Origin of the sequence: Pseudomonas sp. Root569 (genome assembly GCF_001427465.1) — a bacterium.
GTDB lineage: Bacteria > Pseudomonadota > Gammaproteobacteria > Pseudomonadales > Pseudomonadaceae > Aquipseudomonas > Aquipseudomonas synxantha.
Genome location: NZ_LMGQ01000007.1, coordinates 183688 through 200639, shown reverse-complemented (window position 1 = coordinate 200639; position 16952 = coordinate 183688). Strand labels below are relative to the sequence as shown.

Sequence of the window (16952 nt, the reverse complement as noted above, 5' to 3'; positions counted from 1 at the left end):
AGGGGAAAGTAGTGCATGAGTTACGCCGAGCTGCACTGCCTGTCCAACTTCAGCTTCCAACGCGGTGCCTCCAGCGCCCTGGAACTGTTCGAACGGGCCAAAGCCCAAGGCTACAGCGCGTTGGCAATCACTGACGAATGCACGCTGTCAGGCATTGTGCGAGCCTGGCAAGCGGCGAAGGCGGTAGACCTGCCGCTGATTATCGGCAGCGAGATGCGCCTCGAAAACGGCCTGAAACTGGTGCTGCTGGTGGAAGACCTCAGCGGCTACCAGCACCTGTGCCGGTTGATCACCCTGGCCCGGCGTCGCGCCGAAAAAGGTCGTTATCGCCTGCTGCAGGAAGATTTCGAGCAACCGCTGCCCGGCTTGCTGGCACTGTGGGTGGCACAAGACGAGGACACCCAAGCCTCGATCCAATGGCTGCGCCGTACCTTCGCCGAGCGCCTGTGGCTGGCGGTGCAGTTGCATTGCGGCCAAGACGACGAACGCCACTTGGAACAGCGCCTGCAATTGGCCGCCAGCCTGCACATCCCCGCCGTGGCCTGCGGCGATGTACATATGCATGCTCGCGGGCGTCGCGCCCTGCAAGACACCATGACCGCCATCCGCCACCACGTAGCGGTGGCCGACGCCGGCACGCTGTTGCACCCCAATGGCGAGCGACACCTGCGTAGCCTGGACGCCCTGGGCGAGCTCTACCCGCAAGCACTGCTGGACGAAACCCTGGCGATCGCCCGGCGTTGCACGTTCGACCTGAGCCAGCTGCGTTACCACTATCCACGGGAGCTGGTACCCAGCGGCCATGACGCCGCCTCCTGGTTGCGCGCGGTCACCGAAGAAGGCATTGCCCGGCGCTGGCCCAAGGGCGTCGATGCCAAGACTCTGGAACAGATCGATAAAGAGTTGAAGCTGATCAGCGAGCTGGGCTACGAAAGCTATTTCCTCACGGTGCACGACATTGTGCGCTTTGCCCGCAGCCGTTCGATCCTGTGCCAGGGCCGAGGCTCGGCGGCCAATTCGGCGGTGTGCTTTGCCCTGGGCATCACCGAGATCAACCCAAGCCTGACCAGCCTGTTGTTCGAGCGCTTCTTGTCCAAGGAGCGCAACGAGCCGCCGGATATCGACGTCGACTTCGAACACGAACGCCGCGAAGAAGTGCTGCAATACGTCTTCCAGCGCTACGGCCGCCACCGCGCGGCATTGACGGCGGTGGTCAGCAGCTACCACGCGGCCGGCGCGGTGCGGGATGTGGCCAAGGCCCTGGGGTTGCCGCCAGACCAGATCAATGCCCTGGCTGACTGCTGTGGGCGCTGGAGTGACGACGCGCCGCCCCTGGAGCGCCTGCGTGAAAGCGGCTTCGATCCGGACAGCCCACTGTTGCGCCGCGTGCTGACGCTGACCCAGCAATTGATCGGCTTTCCCCGGCACCTGTCCCAGCACCCTGGCGGCTTCGTGATTTCCGAATACCCACTGGATACCCTGGTGCCGGTGGAAAACGCCGCCATGGCCGAGCGCACTATCATCCAGTGGGACAAGGACGACCTCGACGCGGTGGGCCTGCTCAAGGTGGATATCCTCGCCCTGGGCATGCTCAGCGCAATCCGCCGCTGTTTCGACCTGCTGCGCCGTCATCGCAATCAGGACTTGAGCCTGGCAAGCATTCCCAAGGAAGACCCGGCGACCTACGCGATGATCAGCAAGGCCGACACCATCGGTGTGTTCCAGATTGAATCGCGGGCACAGATGTCAATGTTGCCCAGGCTCAAGCCACAGACGTTCTATGATCTGGTGATCGAAGTCGCCATTGTGCGCCCCGGGCCGATCCAGGGCGGCATGGTGCATCCGTATTTGCGCCGACGGAACAAGGAAGAGGCCACGACCTATCCCTCGCCGGCATTGAAAGTGGTGCTGGAACGGACCCTGGGCATCCCGTTGTTCCAGGAGCAGGTGATGCAGATCGCCATGGTCGCCGCCGACTACAGCCCCGGCGAGGCCGACCAGCTGCGGCGTTCCATGGCCGCCTGGAAACGTCATGGCGGGCTCGAGCCGCACCGGCAACGGCTGCGCGCCGGCATGCTCAGGAACGGCTACACCGAAGCCTTCGCCGCGCAGATTTTCGAGCAGATCAAGGGTTTTGGCAGCTATGGCTTCCCCGAATCCCACGCCGCCAGTTTTGCCCTGTTGACCTACGCCAGTTGCTGGCTCAAGTGTCATGAACCGGCAGCCTTCGCCTGTGCCCTGATCAACAGCTGGCCCATGGGCTTCTACAGCCCCGACCAGATCCTGCAGGACGCCCGGCGCCACCGCTTGCAGATCCGCCCGGTGGATGTGCAGGCCAGTGACTGGGATTGCAGCCTGGAACCCATCGACGGCCAGCAGCCGGCGATTCGCCTGGGCTTGCGCATGATCTCGGGGTTTCGCGAGGAAGACGCACGGCGTATCGAAGCGGCCCGCCAGCGGCAACGCTTCAGCGACATCGCCGACCTGGATGCACGCGCCGGCCTGGATGCCCGGGCCCAGGCGCTGCTGGCGGATGCCGGTGCCTTGCGCGCCCTGGCCGGCAACCGGCATCAGGCGCGTTGGGACGTGGCCGGTGTACATCAGCAGCTCGGCTTGTTTGCCGGTTTGCCGAGTCCCGAGGAAGCGGTGGTGGCGTTACCCGCACCCAGCGTAGGCGAAGACTTGCAGGCCGATTACGCCACGCTCGGCACCACCCTTGGCCCGCATCCCTTGGCCCTGCTGCGCAGCGAGTTGCGCAAGCGACGCTGCCGCAGTTCCCAGGAGCTGCTGACGGTGGAGCATGGGCGCAACGTCAGCATTGCCGGGCTGGTCACCGGTCGCCAGCGCCCCGGTACGGCCAGTGGCGTGACCTTTGTCACCCTGGAAGATGAATTCGGCAACCTCAACGTGGTGGTCTGGCGTGACCTGGCCGAGCGCCAACGCCAGGCGCTGGTGGGCTCGCGGTTGCTCAAGGTGGACGGCCGCTGGGAGGCGGTAGGCGAGGTACGGCACTTGATCGCCGGGCGCTTGACTGACCTGACGCCGCTGCTGGCAGGGATCACTGTGCGCAGCCGGGATTTTCATTGAGGCCGCTGGTTTCTGCGTTCACGACCACCTAATTTATACAAGATGAAACCATCTCGCGCCGGTGCGCTCCAAAAGTTGCGATTGTCCTCTTTGCGCAGAGTTGAACCATGCCATTTTTATCCAACCCTCACGGCTGTGACGGCTGGGCCGGCGAAATGGCCCAGCGTATTCGCGCATTTGACTGGTCGACCACTGACCTGGGGCCCATTGACCGCTGGTCCACCAGCCTGGCCTGTACCGTACAGATGATGCTGGCTTCGCCGGTGCCAATGGTGATGCTGTGGGGACGTGCGGGCTACATGATCTATAACGACAGCTATTCAGCCTTTGCCGGCGGCCGGCACCCGTACCTGCTCGGCACGCCGGTGGAGCTGGGCTGGCCGGAAGTGGCCGAGTTCAACCGCCATGTGGTGGACACCTGCCTGGCGGGAGGCACCCTGTCCTTCAATAACAAGGACCTGGTGCTGTCGCGTAACGGCAAGCCGGAAACCGTGTGGCTGGACCTCTATTACAGTCCGGTTGCCGGTGATGACCAGCAACCGGCCGGGGTGCTGGCGATCGTGGTCGAGACCACTGAACTGGTGAAGTCCGAGCACGTGCGCCAGGAACTCACCCACAACCTTGAACAGCGGGTGGCCGCCGAAGTGCAGGCGCGTTCTTCTGCCGAAGACCAGTTGCGCCAGTCCCAGAAGCTGGAGGCGATTGGCGGCCTCACCGGCGGCGTGGCCCATGACTTCAATAACCTGCTGCAAGTGATCGCCGGCAACCTGCATTTGCTCGCCCGCCATGAGCCGGACAACCCCCAGGTGCAACGTCGCGTCAACGCCGCGATTGCCGCGGTGGAACGTGGCGCCAAGCTGTCCTCGCAACTGTTGGCGTTTGCCCGGCGCCAGCCCTTGTCGCCGGCGGTGTACAACCCGCAACGCATCTACGCCGGCTTGGGCGAGCTATTGCAACGGGCGCTGGGGGAAACCATTCATATCGATGTGCAATTGCCCCAGGATTCCTGGTGCATCAACGTCGACCGCAACCAGTTGGAAAACGCGCTGCTCAACCTGGCGATCAACGCCCGCGATGCCATGCAGGGCGAAGGCGTGATTCGTATCACTGGCGAAAATATCATCCTCAACCCCGGCGATTGCATCGGTAAAAGCATCAAGCCCGGCGAGTATGTGCGCCTGGCGGTGTCTGACACTGGTGTGGGCATGTCCGAGGCGACCCTCAAACGTGCATTCGAACCCTTCTTTACCACCAAGCGTGAAGGCCAGGGCACCGGCCTGGGGCTGAGCATGGTGTTCGGCTTCGTGCGCCAGAGTGGCGGGCATGTGGACATGTGGAGCGAGGAGGGCAAGGGCTCGGTGGTGCAGATGTATTTCCCCCACAGCCTGGAGCCCGAATGCCTCGACGCACAGAATGAGTTGGACCTGCAGGGCGGCGGCCAGGAAACCATTCTGGTGGTCGAGGACAATGAAGGCGTGCGCCTGACCGTGGTCGAGTTGCTGGAGCAGTCGGGCTACACCGTACTCACCGCCGAGGATGGCGATCACGCTATGCAAGCGTTGCACGGCGGCTTGGCGCCGGACCTGATCTTCACCGATGTGGTCATGCCCGGCCGGGTCAAGAGTACCGACCTGGCCGACTGGGCCCGGGCGCAGAACCCGCCGGTGGCGGTGCTGTTCACCTCCGGCCATACCCGCGACATTCTGTCGTCCAATCATCTGCTCAGCGCCGATATCCATCTGCTGAGCAAACCCTATAGCCCCGATGCCCTGACGCAACGCGTGCGCACGGTGCTCAACGCAAGACAAGGTTGCCCATGACTTCACCGCGCAACATCCCTCCGGTCACCGCCCAGCCCTCGGGCTTCGTGCGGGTGCGTGGCGCCCGCGAACATAATTTGCGTAACGTCGACGTGGATATTCCCCGGGATGCCCTGGTGGTATTTACCGGCGTGTCCGGCTCCGGCAAGTCTTCCCTGGCGTTTTCTACCTTGTATGCCGAGGCCCAGCGCCGTTATTTCGAATCGGTGGCGCCCTATGCGCGACGCTTGATCGACCAGGTCGGGGTGCCGGATGTGGACAGCATCGAAGGTTTGCCGCCGGCCGTGGCCCTGCAACAGCAACGTGGCACGCCGAGTGCGCGCTCCTCGGTGGGCAGTGTCACCACTTTGTCGAGCTTAATCCGCATGCTGTACTCCCGCGCCGGCAGTTACCCGCCGGGGCAGGCCATGCTGTATGCCGAGGACTTCTCGCCGAACCTGCCCCAGGGCGCGTGCCCGCAATGCCATGGCCTGGGCCGGGTGTATGAAGTGACCGAAGCGCTGATGGTGCCGGATCCGTCCCTGACCATCCGCCAGCGTGCGGTGGCGGCCTGGCCGCTGGCGTGGCAGGGCCAGAACCTGCGCGACATTCTTGTAACCCTGGGCTACAACGTGGATATCCCGTGGCGCGAGCTGCCGAAAAAACAACGCGACTGGATCCTGTTCACCGAAGAAACCCCGACCGTGCCGGTGTACGCCGGCTTCACCCCAGAGCAGACCCGCGATGCTTTGAAGCGCAAGCTTGAACCCAGTTACCAGGGTACGTTCAGCGGCGCGCGGCGCTATATCCTGCACACCTTCGCCCATACCCAGAGCGCGCTGATGAAAAAGCGCGTGTCGCAATTCATGCAAGGCAGTGCCTGCCCGTTGTGCCACGGTAAACGCCTCACCCAAGCAGCACTGTCGGTGAAGTTTGCCGGGGTGGATATCGGTGAATTGTCGCAACTGTCCCTGGCGCAACTGGCCGAGTTGCTGCGCCCGGTAGCGGCCGGGCAGGACAAGATGAAGCTGTCGGTGGAAAAACGCCTGGCGGCCCAGCGCATCGCCCAAGACCTGCTCGAGCGGGTCAGCACCTTGATCGACCTGGGCCTGGGCTACCTGTCCCTGGAGCGCAGCACGCCGACCTTGTCGTCCGGGGAATTGCAGCGCCTGCGCCTGGCGACCCAATTGGGCTCGCAGTTGTTCGGCGTCATCTATGTGCTGGATGAACCCTCGGCGGGCCTGCACCCAGCGGATGGCGAAGCGCTGTTCACCGCGCTTGAGCGCTTGAAGGCCGCGGGCAATTCGCTGTTTGTGGTGGAACATGACCTGGAAACCATGCGCCGCGCCGACTGGCTGATCGACGTCGGCCCCGCCGCCGGTGAACATGGCGGGCAAGTGCTATACAGCGGCCCGCCTGCGGGGTTGGCACAGGTCGAGGCATCGCAGACCCGCGAATATCTGTTCGCCGAACAGCGCCCTTCGAATCCGCTGCGCCGCGAACCCAGTGCCTGGCTGAAGCTGGAAGGCGTGACGCGTAATAACCTGAGCGACCTGAAAGTGGATTTCCCGCTGGGCTGCTTTACAGCGGTGACCGGTATCTCCGGCTCGGGCAAATCCAGCCTGGTCAGCCAGGCGCTGCTGGAACTGGTGGGCCAGGGCCTGGGGCGTGTACTGGAAATCGACGACGAGCCGAGCCTGGAAGACGCCGCACCGCAAGCCAGCGGCGGGCATATCAGCGCCGGGTTGGAACACATCCGCCGGCTGGTGCAGGTGGACCAGAAACCCATCGGCCGCACGCCGCGTTCCAACTTGGCGACCTACACCGGACTGTTCGACAACGTGCGCAAACTCTTCGCTGCCACGCCAGCGGCCAAGAAGCGCGATTACGACGCCGGGCAATTCTCCTTCAACGTCGCCAAGGGCCGTTGCCCGAACTGCGAGGGTGAAGGCTTTGTCAGCGTTGAACTGTTGTTCATGCCAAGCGTGTATGCGCCATGTCCGACCTGCCATGGTGCGCGCTATAACCCTGAAACCCTGGCGATCAAATGGCAGGGCTTGAACATTGCCCAGGTATTGGGCCTGACAGTAGAGCAGGCGGTGGACGTATTTGCCGACCAGCCTGGTGTACTGCGCTCATTGCAAGTGCTGCGCGATATCGGCCTGGGGTACCTGCGCCTTGGCCAACCGGCCACCGAATTGTCGGGCGGTGAGGCTCAGCGCATCAAGCTCGCCACCGAGCTGCAACGCAATGCCCGTGGCGCTACGTTGTATGTACTCGACGAGCCCACAACCGGGCTGCACCCCAAGGACGTCGACCGCTTGCTCATCCAGTTGAATCAGCTGGTGGACGCCGGGCATACCGTGGTGGTAGTGGAGCATGAAATGCGCGTAGTGGCCCAGAGTGACTGGGTGATCGATATCGGCCCGGGGGCAGGGGACCTGGGCGGGAAGGTAGTGGCGTGTGGCACACCGCAGAAGGTCGCCAAAAGCAAGAACAGCCGCACGGCGCCCTATCTGGCCAGAGAGCTGGTCTAAAGCGTGATGATGTTCAAATGTGGGAGGGGGCTTGCCCCCGATAGCGGCGGGTCAGTCACAGATGTATCACTGACACGCCCTCATCGGGAGCAAGCCCCCTCCCACACTTAGATTATTCTTCTGTCAGTTGGATTTGTCGCTTGGCCAGCTTCACCACATTCTCCACGGTGAACCCAAACTTCTCCTGCAACTTGGCCAACGGTGCCGACGCGCCGAAGCTGTTCATCACCACCTTGGCGCCGGTCTGCCCGACATACCGGTCCCAACCCAAGGGACCTGCCTGTTCCACCACCACCCGGGCTTTTACTGCTGGCGGCAAGACGCTGTCGCGGTAAGCCTGGTCTTGATCTTCAAACAGTTCCCAGCTCGGCATCGATACCACCTGCGCGGCAACGCCTTCGCCCTTGAGCTGTTCATAGGCAGCCACTGCGAGACTGACCTCACTGCCTGTGGCGATCAGAATAACCTCAGGTTGATCCGCACCGGCCAGCACATACGCACCCTTGGCTGCCCCGGAGGCTGGCGCATACTTATTGCGATCCAGCGTAGGCAGCGCCTGACGCGACAGCACCACACAGCTTGGCCGGTGGGTTTGGGCCAGGGCCACTTTCCACAGTTCCAGGGTTTCATTCGCGTCGCCCGGGCGCAGGGTCAGCAGCCCCGGGGTGGCGCGCAGTTGGGTCAGGTGTTCGATAGGTTGGTGCGTTGGCCCATCCTCGCCTACGCCGATGGAATCATGGGTGAATACGAAGATTACCGGCAGTTCCATGATCGCCGCCAGGCGGATCGGCGGTTTCATGTAGTCGCTGAACACCAGAAAGGTCGAGGTGTACGGACGCAGGTAGGACAGCGCCATGCCGTTGGCAATCGCGCCCATGGCATGTTCGCGGATACCGAAGTGCAGGTTGCGCCCACTGTAGTCGTCGGCGCTGAAACGCCCGGCGCCGTCGAAGGTGAGGTTGGTCTTGGTCGAGGGCGACAAATCCGCCGAGCCGCCCAGCAGCCACGGGATCTGTTGGGCAAAGGCATTCAGCACTTCGCCACCCGAGGCACGACTGGCGACGCCTTTGGCATCGGCGGCGAAGCTCGGCAGGTGTGCTTGCCACTGCTCGGGCATTTCTCCGGCACGCATGCGCTGCAGTTCATCGGCTCGTTGCGGGTCGAGGGACGCCAGGGTCTGGTTCCACTCGGCATACAGCGGCTCGGCGCGTTCGTAGAGGGCATCGCGCAATACCGCACGGGCCTCTTCGGGCACCAGGAAACTCGAATCCTGCGGCCAGCCATAGGCAGCCTTGGTCAAGCGAATCTCGTCCTCGCCCAGCGGCTCGCCATGGGCGGCGGCGGTGTTGTGTTTATGTGGCGAACCGTAGCCGATCACGCTGTCGACCACGATCAGGGTCGGTGCGCCGGTGTTGGCCTTGAAGGTTTCCAGGGCCACGCTCAAGGCCTGCAAGTCATTGGCATCGGTGACGTGCACGGTGTGCCAGCCATAGGCCTGGAAGCGCTTGATCACGTCTTCGCTGAACGCAAGCTCAGTGTGGCCCTCGATGCTGATAGTGTTGTTGTCGTAGATCCAGCACAGATTATCCAACTTCAAGTGGCCGGCCATCGACGCCGCTTCGCTGCTGATGCCTTCCATCATGTCGCCGTCACCGCACAGGGTGTACACGTCGTAGTCGAACAGCACCTGGCCGTCGCGGTTGAAACGCTCGGCCAGCCAGCGTTCGGCCATGGCCATGCCGACGCTGTTGGCGCAGCCCTGGCCCAGCGGGCCGGTGGTGGTTTCTACGCCGGTGGTCATGCGGTACTCGGGATGGCCCGGGGTCTTGGAACCCATCTGCCGGAACTGCTTGATATCGTCGAGGCTGATGGCCGGCTGGCCGGAGCGCTTGCCGTGAGCGTCAATTTCCACCACACCGGCCAGATGCAACAGCGAATACAGCAACATCGATGCATGCCCCACTGACAGCACAAAACGGTCGCGGTTAGGCCAGTCCGGATGCTCGGGGTGATAGCGCAGGAAGCGACTCCACAACGTGTAACCTACTGGCGCCAGGCCCATGGGCGTGCCCGGGTGGCCCGAGTTGGCCTTCTGCACGGCATCCATGGCCAGGGTACGAATAGTGTTGATGCATTGGGTGTCGGCAGCAGTGGCAACGTGATTCATAAAACCGTTCTCCCTCGGGTGGCGATCTATAGTGGAGGGCAGGGCACGGCAAAGGTTTGATCCCATCGCCAGGGTTACGACGAACGGACGCGTATTGACCTGGCACATGACAAGACCGCTTGGAATGGGCTAGTTTCATGGGCGTAGGCCATTGAATAACTTGTGGAGGTACGCCATGCCAGTGAAACACGACCTGTATCAGGACTTGGGTTTGAGCAAGGAAGCCGTTCACGAACGCAGGGCGAGTGACAAGCGGCTGGACGCGTTGCTCACGCAATATGACGTTGCGGACGGGGAGGTGCTTAAAGCAGAAAAAGCCAGTGCCAGCGATGAGGATGTGGAAAACCTTAAGAAGAAGCGGCTGCTGATCAAAGACGAGATTGTAGGGCGCTTGGGTTAACAGCAATGCGGCAATATTTGTTCAGATTTACCTGCGGGACATTGTAGGACTCAGTCTTTATGATGCGCCCCGTCCACCCGGCTCTGGGGACTGTTGTGGCGCAAGGATTGTGCCGCTGAGCCGGGGAGGACACCCTATTTCATGCCAGCAGTGTGCCCAAACATTCATCAATGGAACGCTGCTGCGTCTGACCGTAAAGCTGCAACTCATCGATCGTCCTGCGCCCCAGCGCCTGTTCGAATTGCGCCTGGTTGGAGTTGGCGGCGTAATGACTTTGCGCCGCATCCCCCAGGTTTGACTGGAAGATCCCCGCCGCACTCACCGGCAGGAAATCCTCGTACACCAATGGCTCCACCGCCACGTGACCAGCGTTGACCAGCGCTTGCAAGTCACGCGGCTGGTCGGCCTGGCCGCGGGCTGCCAGACCTTTGTCGGTGACGAAGTACCGATAGTACGCCAGGCCCTGTTCCCGCATCTGCCCATGATCATCGGGGAACGCCTGGAAGTGCTGTTCCAGCAATTGCACATAGCGTTCGGCGTTGGCCTCAGTGGGGAACGCGCCGAGTTCATCGCGGGCGACGTTCAGCAGTTGGTCGTACAGCGCACGGCCCTTTGGCGTCAGTGCGACACCGCGTTGTTCTATTTCGCCGAAGCGTGCGCTGTGGCTGCCGTGGGCATCGGTGAAGGCGATGGGTTCGTCGAGGGCCTTGAAGCTGGTCTGGCGCAGCAGGATCGGGCATTGGCGCCGCGGTGGGCCTTCGATCACCGCCTTGGGCGTGATGCCTTTGCCGGGCATGGCGGCCTGCACCTGATCGATGTCCAAAGTACGCGGGGTGAGGTGGTTGATATGCGGGCCCTTGAACGCCACCACGTCGGCGATCAGGCGATGCTGGTCGCTGAGTTGCTGGTATTGCGCGCGCGTTACCGTGGCGGCGTGGTGCCAGCGGAACGTTTCCAGGGCCTGGCGGATAAAAACCTCGGCGTCACTGGCATTCAGGCCACCTTGCGTTTCAGCTTGCTCGATCAACGCCAGGGCGCCGGGGGTGAAGATCGAGCGCTTGGCCAGGGCGCTTTCGGCGAACGTGCGCAACGTTGGGTTTTTGATGAGTTCCAGGCGCAGCAATGAGGTGAACACGCGAAACGGGCTGGTTTGCAGTGCGTGTTCATGCACGGCGCGAAAGGCGGTGGAATGCACCGGCACCCCGGCGGGGGTGAGGTCGTAATAGCCCACCGGTTGCATGCCCATCACTGCGAACAAGCGGCTGATGGTCGCCAGTTCCGCGGCGGTGCCCAGGCGGATGGCGCCGTGGCGCTCCCTGTCCAGGCGCTGGATTTCCCCGGTGCGTTGCAACTGTTGCGCCAGGCGCGGTTCATGGTCGAGCACACTGGCATTGGTCTCGGCCACCAGTTCCAGCAGCGCGCCGTACAGCGGAACTTCATCGCGGTACATGTCGGACATGGCCTTGGAAAAGCCCTTGCGGATCTCATCGGGGCTGACATGTGCAGTGGCGTGCATAGAAAAATTCCTGATGGCTATGGCGATGAAAGTGGCCTTTGCGTGATTTTGTTGAGCCGCAGGCCAGCTTGCAAACGAAGATTCCTCTGGACTTCATTCTGCAAATGAATGATGAGGTGTACATGAGAAAATCAACCCGCCCGATCTTCAACTACACCCACTTCTCAAGTCTTCATGTGCAACCGGGCGTCATTGGGTTTTACACTGATCCTCACTGTGTAGGTGATGGAGGACTCAATGACGGCCGTACCCGCAACCCGCCTGCTGGACACGATTGAAGGCCAGCGCCTGGCGCCGCAAGACGCCGAGCGTTGGCGCGAGTGGGGCCCGTACCTGAGCGAACGCCAATGGGGCACGGTGCGCGAAGACTACAGCGCCGATGGAGACGCCTGGGCCTACTTTCCCCATGAACAGGCGCGCAGTCGCGCCTATCGCTGGGGTGAGGACGGATTGGCCGGTTTCAGCGATAAAGCGCAACGCTGGTGCCTGGGCCTGGCGCTATGGAATGAGCGCGACGCGATTCTCAAGGAGCGCCTGTTCGGCCTCAGCAACGCCGAGGGCAACCATGGTGAAGACGTCAAGGAGCTGTACTTTTTCGTCGATGGCGTACCGAGCCATGCCTACATGCGCATGCTGTACAAATACCCCCATGCCGCTTTTCCCTATGCCGATTTGATCGCCGAAAACGCCCGCCGCGGGCTGGGCGATGCCGAGTATGAAATCCTCGACACCGGTGTGTTTGAAGACAACCACTACTGCGACGTCACTGTCGAATATGCCAAGCACCAGCCCGACGATATTTTCATGCGCGTTACCGTGCACAACCGTTCGGCCCAACCAACACGCCTGCAGGTGCTGCCCCAGTTGTGGGCGCGCAATGACTGGAGCTGGACCTTCGATGCGCCCAAGCCCAGCTTGACCCTGGAGGGCGACCGCGTGCTGGCCCGTCATCATGAACTGGACGATCGTCATCTCAGCGCCTGGGGCCGGGACGGCGTGCAATGGCTGTTCTGCGAAAACGAGAGCAACTTCGCCAAACTGGGCGGGCAGCCGACGCCCGGGCCGTTCAAGGATGGCATCAACGATTACGTGGTGGAGGGTGATCAAGGGGCCATCCGCGGTAACGCGGGCACCAAGGTGGCGGCGCGATTCAGCCTGGAGCTGGCGGGCCTGGAAAGCCAAAGCCTCTATCTGCGCTTTGCTCCTGTGGGCGCCCCCGAGGTCAACGCACGCAAGTTGTTCGAACAGCGCCGCCAGGAGGCCGATGACTTCTACGCAGCCTTGCAACAAGGCATCGCCGATGACGATGCGCGCAATGTGCAACGTCAGGCCCTGGCCGGCTTGCTGTGGTCCAAGCAGCTGTACTATTTCGACGTCAACCAGTGGCTCGACGGCGATCCGGCCCTGCCTGCGCCGCCGCCCGAGCGTTTGCATATGCGCAATACCCATTGGCGGCACCTGTCCAACTTCGACATCCTGTCCATGCCCGACACCTGGGAATACCCGTGGTACGCCTCCTGGGACCAGGGCTTCCAGGCGGTGGCCATCGCGCTGATCGACCCGGGCTACGCCAAGCAGCAGCTGTTGTTGCTGGTGAAGGACCGCTTCATGCACCCCAACGGCCAGCTGCCCGCCTATGAGTGGCGCTTCGACGACGCCAACCCACCCGTGCATGCCTGGGCCAGCTGGCGCGTGTATCAGCAGGACAAGGCGCTGACCGGCGTCGGCGACATGGACTTCCTCGAACGGATCTTCCACAAGCTGCTGCTGAATTTTTCCTGGTGGGTCAACCGCAAGGACGCCGAGGGCCGCAATCTGTTCCAGGGTGGTTTCCTGGGCCTGGACAATATCGCCTTGTTCGACCGCTCCGCCGCGCTGCCAGCGGGTTACCAGTTGGATCAAGCCGACGGCACCGCCTGGGTCGCGGCCTATGCCCTGGACTTGATGCGTATCGGGCTGGAGTTGGCCAAGCGTAATGCCGTGTATGTGGACATTGCGGTTAAGTTTTTCGAGCATTTCCTGTATATCGCCGGCGCCATCAACCGCGTCGACGACAGCGCCGAAGGCCTATGGGATGAGCAGGATCTGTTCTTCTACGACGTACTGCATCACCCCGACGGCCAGAATGAACCGGTGCGTTTGCGTTCGATTGTTGGCCTGATGCCGTTGTTCGCGGTGCTGGTGCTGGAGCAGCGCGAGCATGAGGGGCTGGCAGGGTTGCGCGAGCGCCTGCTGGGGTTTATGCATCACCGACCGGACCTGGCCAAACTGGTCTCACGCTGGAACGAACCAGGGCAGGGCAATCGCCTGTTGCTGGCGTTGCTGCGCGGCGAACGGACCAAGGATCTGCTGCGGCGTATGCTGGATGACAATGAATTCTTGTCGGCCTTTGGCGTGCGTTCCCTGTCCAAGGCTTTCGCAGAACAGCCTCTGGCGCTGAAGATGAATGGTGACACCCTGTGTGCCAGCTACCAGCCCGGCGAATCCGATTCACGCTTGTACGGCGGCAACTCCAATTGGCGCGGGCCGCTGTGGATGCCGGTCAACTACATGCTGATTGAATCGTTGCGGGAGTTTCATCGGTACTACGCAGATAATTTTTCCGTGGAGTACCCGACGGGCAGCGGTTACCTGTCGTCCCTGGAAGAAGTGGCCGACAGCCTCAGCGAGCGTCTGACGCGGTTGTTTCTGCGCGATGAAAATGGCCTGCGACCGTCAATGGCGGGGTATGCGCAACTGGAGGCGGACCCGGCCAGCCGTGACTTGGTGTTGTTCCATGAGTATTTTCATGGGGAGACGGGGCGGGGGTTGGGGGCATCACACCAGACGGGGTGGAGTGCATTGGTGGCGTTGTTGCTGCAACCCAGAATCTGAATACCACCGCAGACCCAATGTGGGAGGGGGCTTGCTCCCGATAGCGGTGGGGCAGTCAACTGAGAGGCGACTGACAAACCGCGATCGGGAGCAAGCCCCCTCCCACAGGGATCAAGGCTTGCTCTTGGATCAGGAAGGGAACAGCTCGCTCAGCTTCATCGCCAGCATCATGTCGCCTTCGGTGCGCAGCTTGCCGCCCATGAATGCCTGCATGCCGTCGGTGGAACCGTCGACGATGCCTTCCAGGGTTTCGCTGTCCATGACCAGGGTCACTTGGGCGTCAGGGTTTTCGCCTTCCTGCAGTTCGCAGGTCTTGTCCTTGACCACCAGCGAAAAGTTCTTGGTGTCGTCGATGCGGAAACCGAATACCAGGTCCAAGCCTTCGGCAGCGCTTGGGTTGAATTTGGCTTTCATTGCTTCTACAGCTTTGGCTACGTCAGTCATGGTTTCGATCCTTTATGGTGAGTCCAGTGACCTTGGGGTCACGGTTGGCCGCAGCTCATCGGAAAGTGATGAGCTGCGGCGCCTTCAACAGTTGCAAGTGGGCATGGTTGTTGAAGGAAGCCAGTACCACCTCGCGACCGCGGAATTTCAGCTGGTTGAGCGAGGTGTTAACAATTTGCCAGTTCATTTCGAACGCCTGGGCAGCGGGCATTCGGGTAATCAGGTGGAGCAGGGCGGTGATGGTGCCGCCGGAGGTGAATACGGCGATTTTGTCGGTGTTGTCGGCGGCTTCGAGGATACGCTGCAAGCCGCCCTGGACACGTTCGACAAACCCCAGCCAGCTTTCCAGCCCCGGTGGGTCATAAGTGCCGGCCAGCCAGCGCTCGACAATCAGCGCGAAGATACGCTGGAACTCGCTGCGGTTCTGCGGGCCGTTACGCAGGATGTGCACGGCATCGGGTTCGCTGCCGAGCAGGTCGGGCAACAGGCCGCGGATGATCGCTTCGCCGTCGAATTCGTTGAACGCGCTGTCGGTCTCCAACGTCGGAACCGGCAGGCCAAGGGCGCTGTATTGCTCGAACGTGGCGCTGGCGGTGTGCTGCTGGCGGCGCAGGTCACCGGCGATGCAGCGGTCGAAGCTCAGGCCCAGGTCGACCAGGTGGCGACCGAGCACTTGCGCCTGCTCCACGCCAACGGGCGACAGAACGTCATAGTCGTCTGCACCGAAGGAGGCCTGGCCATGTCGAATCAGATAGATGCTGCCCACGTCCGTTTTCCCGGTACGTTGAAAGTCTGGCGAGGTTATGAGGATGCCTGCAAGCTGTCAATGAAAAAACATACGCTTGTTTTAAAACCTCGTTGGAGCCCGCCTGCTGGCGGTTTGATCACTGGCCCCTGCGCGATGGCGTCGGTATGCTGAGGCCATCCGCGCCTGGCGCAGTGCATTCTTAAGGAGACATATGGATTTTTTGGCCGAATACGCGAGCTTTCTGGCGAAGACCGTCACTCTGGTGGTCGCTATTCTGGTGGTACTGATCAGCTTCGCAGCCCTGCGCAGCAAAGGTCGTCGTAAATCCGCCGGCCAATTGCAGGTCAGCAAGCTGAATGATTTCTACAAGGGCCTGCGCGAGCGCCTGGAGTCGAGCCTGCTCGACAAGGACCAGCTCAAGGCCTTGCGCAAATCCGAGAGCAAGACTGAAAAGAAAAAGGGCAAGAAGAAACCCGAGCCCAAGCCGCGAGTGTTTGTGCTGGATTTCGACGGCGACATCAAGGCCTCGGCCACCGAGAGCCTGCGCCATGAAATCACCGCACTGCTGAGCCTGGCCACACCCAAGGATGAAGTGGTACTGCGCCTGGAAAGCGGCGGCGGCATGGTGCACAGCTATGGCCTGGCTTCGTCGCAACTGGCGCGCATCCGCCAGGCCGGCGTGCCATTGACCGTGTGCATAGACAAGGTGGCGGCCAGCGGCGGCTACATGATGGCGTGCATCGGCGAGAAGATCATCAGTGCACCGTTCGCCATCCTCGGCTCCATCGGCGTGGTCGCGCAGTTGCCCAACGTCAATCGCTTGCTGAAAAAGCACGATATCGACTTCGAAGTGCTGACTGCCGGCGAATACAAACGCACCCTCACGGTGTTTGGCGAAAATACCGAGAAAGGCCGGGAGAAGTTCCAGGAAGACCTGGACATCACCCACCAGTTGTTCAAGAACTTTGTCTCGCGGTACCGCCCGCAATTGGCGATTGACGATGTAGCGACCGGTGAAGTGTGGCTGGGTGTGGCCGCCCTCGACAAACAGTTGGTCGACGAGCTGCAAACCAGCGATGAATACCTGGCCACCAAGGCCAAGACTGCCGAAGTGTTTCACCTGCACTATGCCGAGCGTAAAAGCCTGCAAGAGCGCGTGGGCCTGGCGGCCAGCGGTTCGGTAGACCGGGTATTGCTGACCTGGTGGAGCCGGCTGACCCAGCAGCGGTTCTGGTAACCATCCTCAGGTTGTAGGCGGTCCCCTGTGGGAGGGGGCTTGCCCCCGATGGCGGCCTGACAGCCGACCAGGATGTTGGATCAGACCGGGTACATATCCGTTATTTGGGCAACGGCCACTATTGGTTCCGCTTTTACAGCGGG

Annotated in this window: 10 protein-coding genes; 6 read left to right on the top strand and 4 right to left on the bottom strand. The window is 61.9% G+C overall.

Annotated elements, in window-relative coordinates; all coding sequences use genetic code 11:
* Positions 1–15 precede the first annotated feature (15 nt).
* From ASD70_RS08880 to uvrA, 3 genes are all read left to right on the top strand, one after another.
* Positions 16–3087: an error-prone DNA polymerase gene (locus tag ASD70_RS08880; protein WP_056846230.1), complete on the top strand. Its 3072-nt coding sequence runs from the start codon at positions 16–18 to the stop codon at positions 3085–3087.
* Between the two features lie 107 nt (positions 3088–3194).
* Positions 3195–4907: an ATP-binding protein gene (locus ASD70_RS08875; RefSeq protein ID WP_046068514.1), complete on the top strand. Its 1713-nt coding sequence runs from the start codon at positions 3195–3197 to the stop codon at positions 4905–4907.
* The gene (uvrA, locus tag ASD70_RS08870) at positions 4904–7423 is read left to right on the top strand and encodes an excinuclease ABC subunit UvrA (protein WP_056846229.1); all 2520 of its coding nucleotides are present in this window, start codon (positions 4904–4906) and stop codon (positions 7421–7423) included. Before ASD70_RS08875 ends, uvrA begins: the two co-directional genes overlap by 4 nt.
* Positions 7424–7535: 112 nt before the next feature.
* Here the strand turns inward: uvrA and tkt are convergent, their stop codons facing one another.
* On the bottom strand, positions 7536–9590 hold the full coding sequence (tkt, locus tag ASD70_RS08865) for a transketolase (RefSeq protein ID WP_056846228.1): 2055 nt from the start codon (positions 9588–9590) through the stop codon (positions 7536–7538).
* Between the two features lie 175 nt (positions 9591–9765).
* Between tkt and ASD70_RS08860 the strand changes: the two genes are divergently transcribed.
* A complete protein-coding gene (locus ASD70_RS08860) occupies positions 9766–9990 on the top strand; it encodes a YdcH family protein (RefSeq protein WP_046068511.1) in 225 nt (74 codons plus the stop codon).
* Between the two features lie 139 nt (positions 9991–10129).
* Here the strand turns inward: ASD70_RS08860 and hglS are convergent, their stop codons facing one another.
* Positions 10130–11506, bottom strand: coding sequence for a 2-oxoadipate dioxygenase/decarboxylase HglS (gene hglS, locus ASD70_RS08855; RefSeq protein WP_056846227.1), 1377 nt, complete (start codon positions 11504–11506; stop codon positions 10130–10132).
* Positions 11507–11743: 237 nt separating this feature from the next.
* On the opposite strand from hglS, the gene ASD70_RS08850 reads away from it, so the two are divergent.
* Complete coding sequence (locus tag ASD70_RS08850) at positions 11744–14380, top strand: MGH1-like glycoside hydrolase domain-containing protein (protein ID WP_056846226.1); 2637 nt, start codon at positions 11744–11746, stop codon at positions 14378–14380.
* Between the two features lie 129 nt (positions 14381–14509).
* Here the strand turns inward: ASD70_RS08850 and ASD70_RS08845 are convergent, their stop codons facing one another.
* A complete protein-coding gene (locus tag ASD70_RS08845; RefSeq protein WP_005788868.1) occupies positions 14510–14824 on the bottom strand; it encodes an SCP2 sterol-binding domain-containing protein in 315 nt (104 codons plus the stop codon).
* A 55-nt stretch (positions 14825–14879) separates the two neighbouring features.
* Positions 14880–15590 carry a histidine phosphatase family protein gene (locus ASD70_RS08840; RefSeq protein ID WP_056846225.1) on the bottom strand — a complete coding sequence of 237 codons (711 nt, stop codon included), beginning with the start codon at positions 15588–15590 and terminating at the stop codon, positions 14880–14882.
* Between the two features lie 193 nt (positions 15591–15783).
* On the opposite strand from ASD70_RS08840, the gene sohB reads away from it, so the two are divergent.
* Complete coding sequence (gene sohB, locus ASD70_RS08835; RefSeq protein ID WP_046068507.1) at positions 15784–16809, top strand: protease SohB; 1026 nt, start codon at positions 15784–15786, stop codon at positions 16807–16809.
* Positions 16810–16952: the final 143 nt, after the last annotated feature.

What these genes read in the sequence shown, in the direction of transcription:
- ASD70_RS08875 (WP_046068514.1), top strand. Translation starts at nt 3,195, where the DNA reads ATGCCATTTTTATCCAACCCTCACGGCTGTGACGGCTGGGCCGGCGAA.
- ASD70_RS08860 (WP_046068511.1), top strand. Translation starts at nt 9,766, where the DNA reads ATGCCAGTGAAACACGACCTGTATCAGGACTTGGGTTTGAGCAAGGAA.
- ASD70_RS08880 (WP_056846230.1), top strand. Translation starts at nt 16, where the DNA reads ATGAGTTACGCCGAGCTGCACTGCCTGTCCAACTTCAGCTTCCAACGC.
- hglS (WP_056846227.1), bottom strand. Translation starts at nt 11,506, where the DNA reads ATGCACGCCACTGCACATGTCAGCCCCGATGAGATCCGCAAGGGCTTT.
- sohB (WP_046068507.1), top strand. Translation starts at nt 15,784, where the DNA reads ATGGATTTTTTGGCCGAATACGCGAGCTTTCTGGCGAAGACCGTCACT.
- uvrA (WP_056846229.1), top strand. Translation starts at nt 4,904, where the DNA reads ATGACTTCACCGCGCAACATCCCTCCGGTCACCGCCCAGCCCTCGGGC.
- tkt (WP_056846228.1), bottom strand. Translation starts at nt 9,590, where the DNA reads ATGAATCACGTTGCCACTGCTGCCGACACCCAATGCATCAACACTATT.
- ASD70_RS08850 (WP_056846226.1), top strand. Translation starts at nt 11,744, where the DNA reads ATGACGGCCGTACCCGCAACCCGCCTGCTGGACACGATTGAAGGCCAG.
- ASD70_RS08845 (WP_005788868.1), bottom strand. Translation starts at nt 14,824, where the DNA reads ATGACTGACGTAGCCAAAGCTGTAGAAGCAATGAAAGCCAAATTCAAC.